Consider the following 12,656-nt stretch of genomic DNA (forward strand, 5'->3'; position numbering starts at 1 on the left):
TCAGTGCTCGGGGGTGATGCCGAGGACGGCGCACGCCTCCCGGTACATGCGGACGGCCTCGCCACGCACCTGCCGGCGTTCGGTGAGCCGCTCGCGGAACGGGATACGAACCGGCACCGCGATGCCGTCCACGGTGGCCTCGAACTCCATGCCGTCGGGGTCCAGCCCGGACACCCGCGCGGCGGTGGCCGCACCGATGCCGCCGAGGCCCCGCACGATCAGCACGTTGTCCTCGGCGTGGTCGTCGTTCATGTGCCGGGCGATCTGCGCGACCGCCTCCGGGGTGAGGTCGAAGGCATCCACCCAGCGCTCCTTGAGGTCGGCGAGAACGGCGATGTTCAGGCGGTACGCCTCCGGCACCTCGGCCAGAAGACGGTCTTCATCTTCCGCCGAGAGCACCAGCCGTCGAGGAGCGCGCGGTACCGGGTGCGGAACGCGGGCGGGGAGACGCCGTCGAAGACGAAGAATCGGTGTCCGGGGCCGGCCAGGCCGTACGCCTTCGCGATCGCCGGACCGAGGTACTGGCCGCCGGACAGGTCGCCCAGATAGCGGGTGTAGTGGTGGGCGATGAAGGCCCACGGCCGGTCGAACGCGACCTCGCGCAGGCGCGCCCGGTAACGCTCGGTGGCCGGCAGCGGCGCATGCGGGTCGTGGCCCCGCAGCACGGCGAGGTCGTCGGTGAGGGCGGGGAGCCGCATCAGCTCCGGGAAGACGAACGGGCCGGCCACCGGATCGTCGGCCATCGCGGCGGCGGCCTGCTCGAGGGTCTCGTAGATGAACCAGTGTTGGGTGGCGAGGTCCGCGTACGCCGCCCGCGGCAGGCTGCCGGAGGCTAGGCGGTCGAGGAACCCGCTGCCCTGCGCCTCGTCGTGGTCGGAGCGGGTCGCGGAGCGCAGCCGGACGGACAGCCGGGCGCGCGGCTCGGCAGACGTCATGGCAGCGCCTCCCTAGGATGTTAGGCTAGCCTAACAAACCCCGAGCGGCACGCGGGGCGTCGCGGAGCGCGAGGCAGAATGGTGGGATGCCCCCATCGCTGGAAGCCGTCCTGGCCGAGGTCCGTGAGCTGCTGCTCGACCCGGCGCTCACCCGTGCGGTCGCGGCGGGCCGGCGGCGCGGGGTCACCCCGTCGGTGCAGCGGGCCGAGCTGCGGCCCGTCGAGCTGAAGACCGGCCGGAAGCTGCAGATCGTCACGAACGACGGCTCCCGGCCGTACACCCGCAACGTCGGCGGGGAGGAGGCCGCGGCCGCGGTCGACGCCCTGCTCGCCGAGCCGTTCGGCAACTGGCACGTGGAGACCGCGACGTCGACGGTGCAGGTGCGGGTCACGAAGAAGGGCGACGCCCAGGTCCACCGGGCCGGCGCGAGCACCGCCGCCGCGGCGCCCGCCCCGCACGACCGGGCCAAGCAGTGGCTGCTCGACCCGGGCGACCCGCTGTTCACCGTCATCGGCGGCAACGCCGCGAAACGCCGGCAGGTCGACGCGTTCCTGCGCGCACTGGCCGCCACGCTGCCCGGCGAGCTGCCGTCGCCGCTGCGGGTCGTCGACCTGGGCTGCGGGAATGCCTACCTGACCTTCGCGGCGTACCGGTATCTGGCCGACCGCGCCGCCGACGTCCGGGTCGTGGGGGTCGACGTCCGCGAGGATCAACGCGTACGCAACACCGCCGTCGCCGAGCAGCTGGGCTGCGCCGACGCGGTCCGCTTCGTGGCCGGAACCATCGAGGACGCCCAGGTCGACGAGGCGCCCGACCTGGTACTCGCCCTGCACGCCTGCGACACGGCGACGGACCAGGCGCTGGCCCGGGCCGTACGGTGGAACGCCCGCTGGGTGCTGGCGGCGCCCTGCTGCCACCACGACATCGCCGCCCAGCTCAAGGGCGGCACGGCGCCGGCGCCGTACGCGGAGGTGACCCGGAACGCGATCCTGCGGGAGCGCTTCGCGGACGTCCTCACCGACTCGCTGCGGTCGTCCCTGCTGCGGCTGAACGGCTACAAGGTCGACGTGGTCGAGTTCGTGGACTCCCAGCACACACCGCGCAACCTGCTGCTGCGGGCCCGCCGCACCGGCGCCGCCCCGACGGACGACCAGCGTTCCGAGTACGAGACGCTGACCGGTCAGTGGGGCGTGACGCCGGCCCTGGAGAAGCTGCTCACCTGAGTGTCAGCTCACCGTGGCGGTGAACGCCGCGGTGTGGACCTTGCCCGCCACCTGGAAGTCGAAGAACATCCGGTAGCGGCCGGGACCGGGCGCGGCCAGCCAGAACTTCACGGCGCCGTCGACGGGCTGCGGCTCCGGATGCACATGGACGTAGCCGACATCACCCTCACGGAGCACGACCAGGTGACCGTACGCGCCCAGGTACGGCTCGAGCGCCGCCGGTTTGCCGTCGGATCCCCGTACGGTCATGAGGATCGGCTGCGCTGAGCCGGTCTGCGGCGTACCCCCGTACTCGACGCTGAAGCCGTCCGTGGTCGCGCGCGTGACCGGTGCGGGAAGGGCGACCGGGGCGTAGCTGCCGGCGACCGTGAGGTCGGCACCCAGCGTGACCGGCATCTGCTGCCCGCCGACGATCGCGGTGAAGTCGGCAACCGCCCGGTAGCTGCCGGGCCGGGCCAGCACGAGGTCGACGCTCCACGTGCCGTCCGGCGCCATGGTCGGGTGAAGGTGCTGGTAGCCGGTGAGATCACGCCGCACGACCACGAGGTGGAGCGGCTTGTCGTGCACAACGGCGTAGGTGGTCACGGGCGCACCGCCGGCCGCGGTGACACGGAAGGTCAACGGCTGCTTGCGGCCGGCGGGGAAGAGCGTGCTCCCCGGCTGCAGGGTGAGACCGCTCGCGGTGATGGCCAGGCCGCCGACGGACTGGGCGGCGGCCGCGGTGGACCCTGCGACTTGCGTCACGGTGCCGTCCGCGTTGTGGAGGTGGGGCGGTGCGCCGGTGTCGTCGTGAGGCGTCGTGCCGGTCGCGGCGCCGGTGCCGGTTCCGGCGGCGTCGTGGGCGTGGGCTCCGGTCGCGGATTGCGGGGCCGGGGCGGATCGGGTGCTCTCGACCGATTCGTTGAGGCGGCCGATGCCGTAGCCGGCAAAGAGCACCACCACCAGGACCGCACCGAATGCGGCCAGCCTGAAGGCGCTGCTCCTCTCCTCACCTGCTGATCCTCTGTGCTCACCGGCTGGGGTCTGCCGGCCGGCTGAACCCTCGGGGCCGGAGGCGGGATCGTCGGTCGCCCCGGTCCCGGCGCCCGGCGCAGGCGTGCCTGACCCGGCGCCGTGCGCGGGTTCGAGCTTGTCGGTCTCAGGCATCGGCAAGCTCGTAGCCGGCCTCGTCCACCGCGGCGCGCACGGCATCCTCGGCGAGCGGCTCGGCGCTGGTCACGGTGACCGCGCCGGTGGGAAGGTCGACCTGAACGGCGTCGACGCCGGGCAGCTCGGAGAGTTCGCTGGTCACGGCCTGCACGCAGTGGTTACAGGTCATGCCGCTGACGGTGTACGTGGCGGTGACGGCCATGGCGGGCCTCCTTCTTCGATGGTGTGACGAACGTGGCCCGCCGGCTCACGGAGCCGGATCGGGCGTGGCGGCTCTCGCAGGCCTAGGAACGGACCAGGCGGGCGATCGCGTCGGACGCTTCCTTCACCTTCGCGGTGGGGTCCCCGGCGCGGGCAGCATCGACGACGCAGTGCGCAAGGTGGTCCTCCAGCAGCCCCACGGCCACCGCGTGCAGGGCACTCTTGGCGGCGGAGATCTGCGTGAGAACGTCAATGCAGTACGTGTCCTCGTCCACCATGCGCTGCAGGCCCCGGATCTGCCCCTCGATGCGCCGCAGCCGCCCGAGCAAGGCGGCCTTGTCCCCCGAGTAGCCGTGCGGGCCGGGATGTTCTTGGTCGGCGGTCATGCCACGACTATACCCCCCTCCGGTATCTGGGAAGGGAGTCCCATCGCGTGCGTACGTCACATCCGCCGGCTGCCACGCCTGACACCCAACCTGCCCGAACCGATCCGGCCGACCGGCGTGGCACGCCGCGACCGGATCTCCTGAGCGTCGCTTTGGTCGTTTTGTCTCGTTAATGGATTTGTGTCGTTTACCGTGACCACCCGATCCGTCATTGTCGCCGTGATGTCGGCGCTGCTGTTCACGGGCTACGCCACCGTGAGCCCGGCCTCCCCGGCCGCAGCCGCTCGTCGCGCCCCCTTCCTGGCAGCCGGCGGAGTGGGGGCATCGAGCGCGGTCCCGGCCGGCCTCCCATCGGCCGTACTGCGAGAGCTGTTCGGATCCGCCGGGCGTCCGGAGACGGCCAAGACCGCAGCGTCCCGGGTTGCCCGGGCCGCCGCGCCCTCCGGGGGGTTGCGCGGCGTCCACGCCGCTGCCGCGTCCCACCCGTTGCCGGGTATCCGCGCCGCCGCGCCCTCCGGGGCGTTCCGGGGAATCCGCGCCGCCGCGCCCTCCGGGGTGTTGCGGGGTGTGCGGGCCGGCGTGACCTCGGGTTCGCCGGTCGCTCGGGACGATCGGATGTCCGCAGCCGAGCTGGACAGGCGCATCACCGGCGCCGCCCGCCAGCTCGAGGTGCTCGTCGAGCAGTACAACGACTCCCGCGAGGACCTGCGCACCACCAAGCAGCAGATCTCCCACCTCGGCGGCCGGCTCGGCCCGATGATCCGGGACCTGGAGGAGCGGCAGTCCCTCATGGACCGGCTGATGTCGCACACGTACCAGCGCACGCGTACCGGGCCGACCGTCGCGCTGTTCGCATCCGACCACCCCCACGAGTTCGTCGACAAGTTGCTCGTACTGCACCAGCTCGCCAGCGAGGAACAGCGCGCCGCCGAGGACCTGCGGGCGGCCCGCATCAAGGTCGCCGACACCCGGGCGGCACTCAACGCTCTCGCGGCCCAGCAGACGCGCCAGCAGACCGAACTCAACACCCGCAGGGCGACCGTCAAGGGCGAGATCGTCGCGCTCAAACAAATGCGAGCGATCGCGTACGGCGGCGGCTCCCGCTACCCCGACGCCGGCAACATCGCTGTCCCCGAGTACGTGCCGGGCCCCGCCGCCGACGTGGTGGCGTTCGCGTTCGACCAGCTCGGCAAGCCGTACCGCTGGGGCTCGGCGGGCCCGCGCTCGTACGACTGCTCGGGGCTGACCCTGTCCGCCTGGCGAACCGCCGGAGTGAGCCTCCCCCACAACGCAGCGAGCCAGTACGCGTCCATCGCGCACGTGAGCAGGAACGAGCTGAGGCCGGGCGACCTGGTGTTCTTCTACAGCCCGATCAGCCACGTCGGCGTCTACATCGGCGGCGGACGGATGATCCACGCCCCGGAGTTCGGCGAGAACGTACGGGTAGCGTCCATCGACCAGCAGCCCATCCGAGGGTTCGGCCGCCCGGGCTGACGAAGACTCCACACCGACGCACCCCTCAGTCCCAGCTCCGCAACTCGCCGACCACGACGGATGCCTCACTCCGACGGTTCGCCGACCACGTCAGTCAACCCTCCGCGACGCACCGCCCAGCTCCGGCGCACCCCCCGATCCCGGCCCACCACCCGGCCCGGCCCACCACCCGGCCCCGGCCCACCACCCGGCCCGGCCCACCACCCGGCCCGGCGCACCGCCCGGCCCGACACACTGCCCGGTCCAGGCGCAAACCGGCGGTCCAGGCGCAACCGCCCGATCCACGCCCCACCCGGGCGCACCGCCCAGCCCGGCGCAACCGCCCAGCCCGGCGCAACCGCCCAGCCCGGCGCAACCGCCCAGCCCGGCGCAACCGCCCAGCCCGGCGCAACCGCCCAGCCCGGCGCAACCCGCCCGGCCTCGGCGCAACCGTCGGGTCGTGGCGCGCTGCCCACCGGGTCGCGCGGCTCACCGGAGCGCGCAGCCCGGCCGGCGGGCAGCGCGGCCGGCGGGCAGCGCGGCCGGCGGGCAGGCGCGTTCCTCAGCCCGCCACTGCCAGGGCGAGCGGCAACACCCCCGAGGCGCCGGCGCGGCGCAGTGCTCGGCCCGCCAGGGCCATGGTCCAGCCCGAGTCGACCAGGTCGTCCACCAGCAGCACCGGTCCGTCGAGGTCCCGCAGCGCATCAGCGACGGCCGGCGGGACGGTGAAGGCGTCGTGCAACGCCAGCACACGCTGGGCGCTGTTTCCCCGGTGACCGCCGGACGTGGACCGGGAGGAGGTCAGGGCGCCCAGCATCGGGAGCCGGCCGACTGCGGCGATGCGGGCCGCGGTGCTTTCGACGAGGTCAGGGTGACTTCGGGAGCCGACGGCCACGACCCCGGCGGGGCGTTGCTGCCAGGCGTCGTCGCCTCGTGCCCAGGCCTTGAGGACGTCCACGACTGCGGCGGCCAGGTCGTCGGGGAGCGGAGTGTCCGGCGCCTCGGGGCTGACGAGCGCGCGGAGCCTCGTACCCCAGCCTTGGTCCGACAGGCGACCCACCGCCCGGCCCGGCAGGATCTGATCGGCCGGGGTGATCTTGCCTTTCAGCTCGACGCCCACCGAGGCCATGCCTGTCGGCCAGAGCTTTTTCGGGGAGATGTCGACGCCTGCGCGGCCGAGGAACGCCTGGGCTGCGGACAGTGCCTCCGGGGACACCTCCGCGTCGAAGAGGGGCTCGGCACACGTGTCACAGCGTCCGCACGGTTGGGCTTCCGGGTCGTCCAGGCAGCGGCGCAGGAACTCCATGCGGCACGTGGTCGTCTCCGCGTACTCGATCATGGTTTTCTGCTCGGCCGTGCGCGCCTCGGCGACGCGACGCAGGCGCGCGGTGTCGTAGGTCCAGGGTTCGCCGGTGACGATCCAACCGCCACGCATGCGGCGCACCGCGCCGTCGACGTCGAGCACCTTGAGCATCAGCTCCAGCCGGGTGCGCCGCAGGTCGACGATGGGTTCGAGGGCCTGTGTGGACAGCGGGCGGTCCGGCGACAGAGCTGCCAGCACCGCGCGCACCTGGTCCTCGGGCGGGAACGCCAGGGAGGCGAAGTAGCGCCAGATCGCGACGTCCTCCTGGCCCGGCAGCAGCACGACCTCGGCATGTTCGACCGCGCGGCCTGCCCGGCCGACCTGCTGGTAGTAGGCGATCGGGGAGGGAGGGGCGCCCAGGTGCACCACGAACCCGAGGTCCGGCTTGTCGAAGCCCATGCCCAGCGCCGACGTGGCCACCAACGCCTTGATCTTGTTGTCGAGCAGGTCCTGCTCGGCGGCGCGACGGTCGGCGTCCTCGACCTGCCCCGTGTACGACGCCACGGGGAACCCCCGAGAGCGCAGGAACTCCGCGGTTTCGGTCGCCGCCGCGACGGTGAGCGTGTAGACGATGCCCGAACCCGGCAGCTTCTCCAGGTGGTCGGCCAGCCAGGCCAGGCGGTGCGCGGGGTTGGGCAGGTCCAGTACGCCGAGGCGCAGCGAATCCCGATCGAGGGTGCCCCGCAGCACCAGGGCGTCGCCGAGCTGGTCGGCGACGTCGGCCGTGACGCGGGCGTTGGCCGTGGCGGTGGTCGCGAGCACCGGTGTACGCGCGGGAAGCCCGGCCAGGAACGTTCGCAGCCGCCGATAGTCGGGGCGGAAGTCATGACCCCAGTCGGACACGCAGTGGGCCTCGTCGACCACGAGCAGGCCGGTGCTGGCCGCGAGCCCGGGCAGCACGTTGTCGCGAAAATCCGGATTGTTGAGCCGCTCGGGGCTGATCAGCAGCACATCGACCCCGCCGCTGCGGATCTCCGCCGTGATCTCGTCCCACTCGTCCAGGTTGGCTGAATTGATCGTGCGGGCACGGATGCCGGCCCTTGCGGCGGCCTCGACCTGGTTGCGCATGAGCGCGAGCAGCGGCGACACGATCACGGTCGGGCCGGCCGGCGGATCGCCGGGCTCAGCCGTGATGCCGTCGCGCAGAAGAGCGGTGGCCACGAAGTAGACGGCCGACTTGCCCCAGCCCGTACGCTGCACGCACAGCACCCGCCGCCGGTCGATCACGAGCGCCTCGATCGCCCGCCACTGGTCCTCCCGCAGCACGGCGTGCTCGCCGGCCAGCCGCCGCAGGACTTCCTCGGCGCACTCGCGGACGGCCAGCCGCTCGGCCTCGCTGACTGCTTGACTCGTCATTTCCACCACGACCGCATGTCTACCAGCCCGGTCCGACATCGAGCGGGTTATCCACAGGCTGACGGTTATCCACAGGCCTCGCAGATTTCCGGGCACGCTCCGCCGGTCGGTGGCAGCGTGAAGGCATGTCGAAGACGATCGCCGAGAAGCTTCTGATCAAGGCAAACAGCATGGTCTGGGTCTCACATCCGGCACACCTGCCGCTGCTGACACCGATGCCCGACGGTGTGCGCGAGAGCGGTGACCCGGCGACGGCGGGCGCGGCGATCATCTTCGCCGACGACGCGGCGAGTGCGCGAAAGCTGATGGAGGAGCACGCCGACGCATTGCGGCTGCCCGCGGCGTTCTGGGTGGCGTACCCGAAGGGCAACAAGGCGGACATCAACCGGGACACGCTCTGGCCCATCATCGCCGACTTCGACATGCGGCCGTGCGGGCAGGTGGCGATCGACGACCGCTGGTCGGCGCTGCGGTTCCGTCCCAACCGGCCGGGTGAGGGACGGTTCACCGGCGGAGCCGGGTGAGGGACAGTCCACGCGGTGAAGCCACGTGACGGACAGTCCACGCGGTGAGGCCACGTCAGGGACGTCCAGGCCGGTGAAGCCGGGTGAGAGGACGGCTCACGCGGCTGGGCCCGGCGAACCCGGGGTCGGCGCCGCTCAGCGGCCCAGGACCGAGCCGCCGTTGACGTTGATGATCTGGCCGGTGACGAAGGTGCCGCCCGGGCCGACGAGCCAGCGGACCGCCTCGGCGATGTCGTCCGGCTCGCCGGCGCGCTTCACCAGAGTGGCGTTCACACGCGCCCGATGGCCCTCCTCGGTCATCCGGCCGACGAAGAACTCGCTGTCGGTGATGTACCCGGGCGAGATCACGTTGGCGGTGATGCCGTCCGGGCCGAACTGCGTGGCGAGGTCGAACACCCAGCCGTGCAGGGCGGCCTTCGCCGCCGAGTACGGGCCGCCGCCTCCGCGCTGGGCGGCGATGGAGCTGGTCAGGATCACGCGTCCGCCCGGGCGGCGGAGGAGGGGACGGAGGGCCTCGGTCATGAGGACGGCGGTGATGACGTTCGAGTCGAAGGTGGCCCGCCAGCGGTCCTTGAGCCCGGTCAGCGTCGAGTCGTCGCTGGAGACGTACGCGCCGGCGTTGTTGACCAGGACGTCGACCGCGCGGCCGGCGACGGCCTCGACCACGGCGGGGATCTGCTCGGGGTCCGCGCAGTCGGCGGTCACCGTGGTGGCTTGCGGGCCGATCCACTTCGCCGCGTCAGCGAGCACGTCGGGTCGGCGTCCGACGATGATGACGTCGTACCCCTCACCCGCCAGCATGCCGGCCGTCGCCCGCCCGATCCCCGTGCCGCCACCAGTGACAACCGCAAGCCTCGCCATGCCGCCGACTCTAGAACAACCCGCCGCGCGGCCGTCGAGGACGGCAGAAGGACGGGCCGGGAGAACGTCGACCGGGCTCCGGCCCGCGCGGCCGCCGGCCCCCGACCACGCCGGCGCCAGGAACGGCGTGGGTCGATTCGGCAGCGGCCGCCCGGAGACGGCATCGGGTCGATACCGGAGCTTCCTAATCGGGTGCGGGAGCCCGGAAGAGCGCCGTCGCGGCCCCGAGTGGTCGCCAGGCCGCGACGATGATCACCGTCATGGCCGCGGCTGCGGTCCAGAACATCGGGACGATCCCGTACGCGTCCGCCACCACGCCGCCCAGGAGCGAGCCGAGGGCCGCGCCGCCCAGGTCGACGAAGGAGTAGACGCTGGTCACCCGGCCGTACAGGGTGGGTGGCACGGATCGCTGCCGGAGGGTCCACACCACGTTGCCCCACACCATGGTGTGCACGCCGAACACGACGATCATCGCCGCCGCGAGCGGCGCGGCCGTTGTCGTGGCCAGCGTTGCGTGGAGCGCCACTTCGATCAGCAGTCCCGCCCGCAGGAGTACGGCGGCCGGCAGCGTTCGAAGCAGGCGCGGGGCGACGAGGGTGCCTGCCAGGCCACCGACTGCGAAGGCGGTGAGGAGTACGCCATAGCCGGTCGAACCGAGGCCGAGGCGGTCCCGGGCGTAAAGAACGAAAGTCGCGAAGGCCGCGCAGTAGACGAGGTTGGCAACGGCCATTGTCACGGCCAGCGTGCGCAGGAGCCGGTGTCCCCAGAGCCACCGGAGACCAGCACGGATCTCCACCACCACGGAGGGGCGCCGGGTGGAGCGCTCCGGAGGAACCGGCTCGGAAGGCGCAGAGGAGAGCGACTTGATCCCACCGACCAGTACAGCCGCTGCGGCGAACGCCAAGGCCTGAAGCCCGAACGGTGCCGCTGCGGCGATTGCGAACAGCCATCCGCCCAGCGGCTTGGCGGCGAACTGGCCGACCACGGTGAACGTTCCGCCCAGCCAGGAATTCGCTGTGGGGAGCCGGGACGGCGGCACGAGGGCGGGAACGAACGCCGCGGCTGCCGTGTCGGCCAGGGTCTCGCAGGTGCCGAGGACGAACAGCACGGCGTAGATCAACGAGATCGTCGCGGTGCCGGTGGACACGCAGACGGTGAGGGTCGCCAGGGCCACCGCTCTGATCAGGTCGACCGTCACCACGAGGAGGCGGCGGTCGAGGCGGTCGGCCCACGCGCCGCTGATCAGGGCGAAGAGCAGCCACGGGGCCTGCTGGGCGAACGCCGCGCCGGCCACCGCGGCCGGGTCGGGGGTGATGGCGGCCACCAGGAGCGGGCCGGCCGCCATGGCGACGCCGTCACCGAGGTTGCCGACGGCACTCGCGGCCCACAGCCGGCGGAAGTCCGGGCCCAGACCCGGGCCGGGCTTCAGGACAGGACAGCGGAACAAACGCGAACCGGAGAAACGGGAGGAACGGCGGGGTGTGGAAGAACGGCCGAGGATGGTGGGCCGGCGGGCGGGCAATGCGCGCGCGGAAAAGGCGCGGCCGGGCTCGGACGGGTGGGTGACGGAATGAGATGCGGGGATCGGGGCATGACGAACGCGCGACGCAAGGCGCGTCAACAGGGCACGCAAAAGGAGCTCCTCGAGCGGAGAAGGGCAGATGGCCGTTGAGCCGCCCGGTCCGAGGAGCGAGGCCGTACGAAGTCCTCGCTACCGGGCGAAGACCGATGCCATGTCGAGTTGCATCACGCACCCTTTCTGTCGGGTAATGAGTCACCCTAGCCAAGGGCCATGTCGGACACGGAGGTATTGACGGGTGCGCGATCGCTCGCCGTGGCGGTATCCGGCCCGGGTGGTGCCGTTGGCCTTTCTGGGAGCCATTGCCGTCGGTACGGGGCTGATGATGCTGCCCGCAGCCCGGGCGGAACCCGGGGGTGCGCCGTTCGTCACCGCGTTGTTCACCGCAGCCAGCGCCGTGTGCGTCACGGGGCTGTCCGTGGTCGACACGCCGTCGTACTGGTCGGGGTTCGGACTGGTGCTGATCACCGTGCTGTCGCAGATCGGCGGCTTCGGGATCATGACGCTGGCGACCCTGCTCAGCCTGCTGGTGTCGCGGCGGCTCGGGCTGCGGAGCCGGCTGCTCGCCCAGGCGGAGAGCGCCGGGCTGCTCGGCGGCAACATCCGTGGCGTGCTGGTCCGGGTCGCGCTCGTAATGTTCGCGTCCGAGGCGCTGATCAGCGTGGTGCTCACCGTACGGTTCCGGGTGGCGTACGACTATCCGTTCGGGCGGGCGGTGTGGGAGGCCGTTTTCCACGCCGTGCAGGCCTTCAACAATGCCGGGTTCGCCCTGTACCCGGACAGCCTCGTACGGTTCGTCGGGGACTGGTGGATCTGCGTACCTCTGGCTCTGGGGGTGCTCGCGGGGTCGATCGGGTTCCCGGTGCTTTTCGAGCTCGCGCGGGAATGGCGTACGCCTGGATCGTGGTCCACCCACACCCGCCTGACGGTGTGGGGAACGGTGTTGCTCAGCCTGTCCGGGTTCCTCGTTTTCCTGGTGTTCGAGTGGAGCAATCCGGGGACGCTGGGACCGCTGGGCACCCCGGCCAAGATCCTCGCCGCGTTCACGCAGGACGTCATGACGCGCTCGGGCGGGTTCAACAGCATCGACCTGGGCGAGATGAACACCGAGACGATCGCCGTCACCAACGGGATGATGTTCATCGGCGGTGGCAGCGCCAGCACCGCCGGCGGCATCAAGGTGACCACGTTCTTCCTGCTCGCGTACGTGATCTGGGCCGAGATCCGGGGTGAGCCCGACGTGGTGATCGCGAAGCGGCGCATCGCGGACGAGACGCAGCGGCAGGCGGTCACCGTGGCGCTGCTCGGGGTCGCGCTGGTCGCGGCCGGGACGCTCGGCGTGGTCCTGCTGACCGACGACGTGCCGTTCGACCGGGTGCTGTTCGAGGTCACGTCGGCGTTCGCCACCGTGGGGCTGAGCACCGGCATCACCGCTTCGCTGCCGGCTTCGGCGCAGGTCGTGCTCGTGATCCTCATGTACGTGGGCCGCGTCGGGACGATCGCCGTGGGCACCGCCATCGCGCTCAACACCCGGCGGCGGCTCTACCGCTATCCGGAAGAGAGGCCACTGGTTGGTTGAGCGCGCTGAGCAGGGCCGAAACGGTGA

General features: G+C 71.9%; 12 protein-coding genes. 4 read left to right on the top strand and 8 right to left on the bottom strand.

The window, feature by feature from the left end:
- Both COUCH_RS35655 and COUCH_RS35660 read right to left on the bottom strand, forming a co-directional pair.
- Nucleotides 1–360, bottom strand: coding sequence for a DUF2470 domain-containing protein (locus COUCH_RS35655; protein WP_249609534.1), 360 nt, complete (start codon nt 358–360; stop codon nt 1–3).
- Nucleotides 339–935 carry a heme oxygenase (biliverdin-producing) gene (locus tag COUCH_RS35660; protein WP_249609535.1) on the bottom strand — a complete coding sequence of 199 codons (597 nt, stop codon included), beginning with the start codon at nt 933–935 and terminating at the stop codon, nt 339–341. Before COUCH_RS35660 ends, COUCH_RS35655 begins: the two co-directional genes overlap by 22 nt.
- An 86-nt stretch (nt 936–1,021) precedes the next feature.
- Here COUCH_RS35660 and COUCH_RS35665 point away from each other — a divergent pair, with 86 nt between their 5' ends.
- Nucleotides 1,022–2,158 carry a class I SAM-dependent methyltransferase gene (locus COUCH_RS35665; protein ID WP_249609536.1) on the top strand — a complete coding sequence of 379 codons (1,137 nt, stop codon included), beginning with the start codon at nt 1,022–1,024 and terminating at the stop codon, nt 2,156–2,158.
- 3 nt (nt 2,159–2,161) lie between these two features.
- On the opposite strand, the gene COUCH_RS35670 is transcribed toward COUCH_RS35665, so the two are convergent.
- The 3 genes from COUCH_RS35670 to COUCH_RS35680 all read right to left on the bottom strand — a co-directional run bounded on the left by COUCH_RS35670 (nt 2,162) and on the right by COUCH_RS35680 (nt 3,894).
- Nucleotides 2,162–3,100 (bottom strand): hypothetical protein, encoded by a 939-nt coding sequence (locus COUCH_RS35670; protein ID WP_249609537.1) that lies wholly within the window; start codon nt 3,098–3,100, stop codon nt 2,162–2,164.
- Nucleotides 3,101–3,296: 196 nt separating this feature from the next.
- On the bottom strand, nt 3,297–3,509 hold the full coding sequence (locus COUCH_RS35675) for a heavy-metal-associated domain-containing protein (protein WP_249609538.1): 213 nt from the start codon (nt 3,507–3,509) through the stop codon (nt 3,297–3,299).
- An 82-nt stretch (nt 3,510–3,591) separates the two neighbouring features.
- Entirely contained in the window at nt 3,592–3,894 is a 303-nt protein-coding gene (locus tag COUCH_RS35680) for a metal-sensitive transcriptional regulator (protein WP_233413769.1), read from the bottom strand.
- Nucleotides 3,895–4,509: 615 nt separating this feature from the next.
- On the opposite strand from COUCH_RS35680, the gene COUCH_RS35685 reads away from it, so the two are divergent.
- On the top strand, nt 4,510–5,388 hold the full coding sequence (locus COUCH_RS35685; protein ID WP_249609539.1) for a C40 family peptidase: 879 nt from the start codon (nt 4,510–4,512) through the stop codon (nt 5,386–5,388).
- Nucleotides 5,389–5,929: 541 nt separating this feature from the next.
- Here COUCH_RS35685 and COUCH_RS35690 read toward each other — a convergent pair.
- Nucleotides 5,930–8,086: a RecQ family ATP-dependent DNA helicase gene (locus tag COUCH_RS35690; RefSeq protein ID WP_249609540.1), complete on the bottom strand. Its 2,157-nt coding sequence runs from the start codon at nt 8,084–8,086 to the stop codon at nt 5,930–5,932.
- 125 nt (nt 8,087–8,211) lie between these two features.
- Between COUCH_RS35690 and COUCH_RS35695 the strand changes: the two genes are divergently transcribed.
- Nucleotides 8,212–8,610 (top strand): hypothetical protein, encoded by a 399-nt coding sequence (locus COUCH_RS35695; RefSeq protein WP_249609541.1) that lies wholly within the window; start codon nt 8,212–8,214, stop codon nt 8,608–8,610.
- A gap of 135 nt (nt 8,611–8,745) precedes the next feature.
- On the opposite strand, the gene COUCH_RS35700 is transcribed toward COUCH_RS35695, so the two are convergent.
- Both COUCH_RS35700 and COUCH_RS35705 read right to left on the bottom strand, forming a co-directional pair.
- Entirely contained in the window at nt 8,746–9,471 is a 726-nt protein-coding gene (locus COUCH_RS35700; protein ID WP_249609542.1) for an SDR family NAD(P)-dependent oxidoreductase, read from the bottom strand.
- A gap of 184 nt (nt 9,472–9,655) precedes the next feature.
- Nucleotides 9,656–10,861: an MFS transporter gene (locus COUCH_RS35705; RefSeq protein ID WP_275980152.1), complete on the bottom strand. Its 1,206-nt coding sequence runs from the start codon at nt 10,859–10,861 to the stop codon at nt 9,656–9,658.
- Between the two features lie 466 nt (nt 10,862–11,327).
- On the opposite strand from COUCH_RS35705, the gene COUCH_RS35710 reads away from it, so the two are divergent.
- The gene (locus COUCH_RS35710) at nt 11,328–12,629 is read left to right on the top strand and encodes a TrkH family potassium uptake protein (protein WP_249613916.1); all 1,302 of its coding nucleotides are present in this window, start codon (nt 11,328–11,330) and stop codon (nt 12,627–12,629) included.
- Nucleotides 12,630–12,656: the final 27 nt, after the last annotated feature.

Source organism: Couchioplanes caeruleus (assembly GCF_023499255.1).
Taxonomy (GTDB): domain Bacteria; phylum Actinomycetota; class Actinomycetes; order Mycobacteriales; family Micromonosporaceae; genus Actinoplanes; species Actinoplanes caeruleus_A.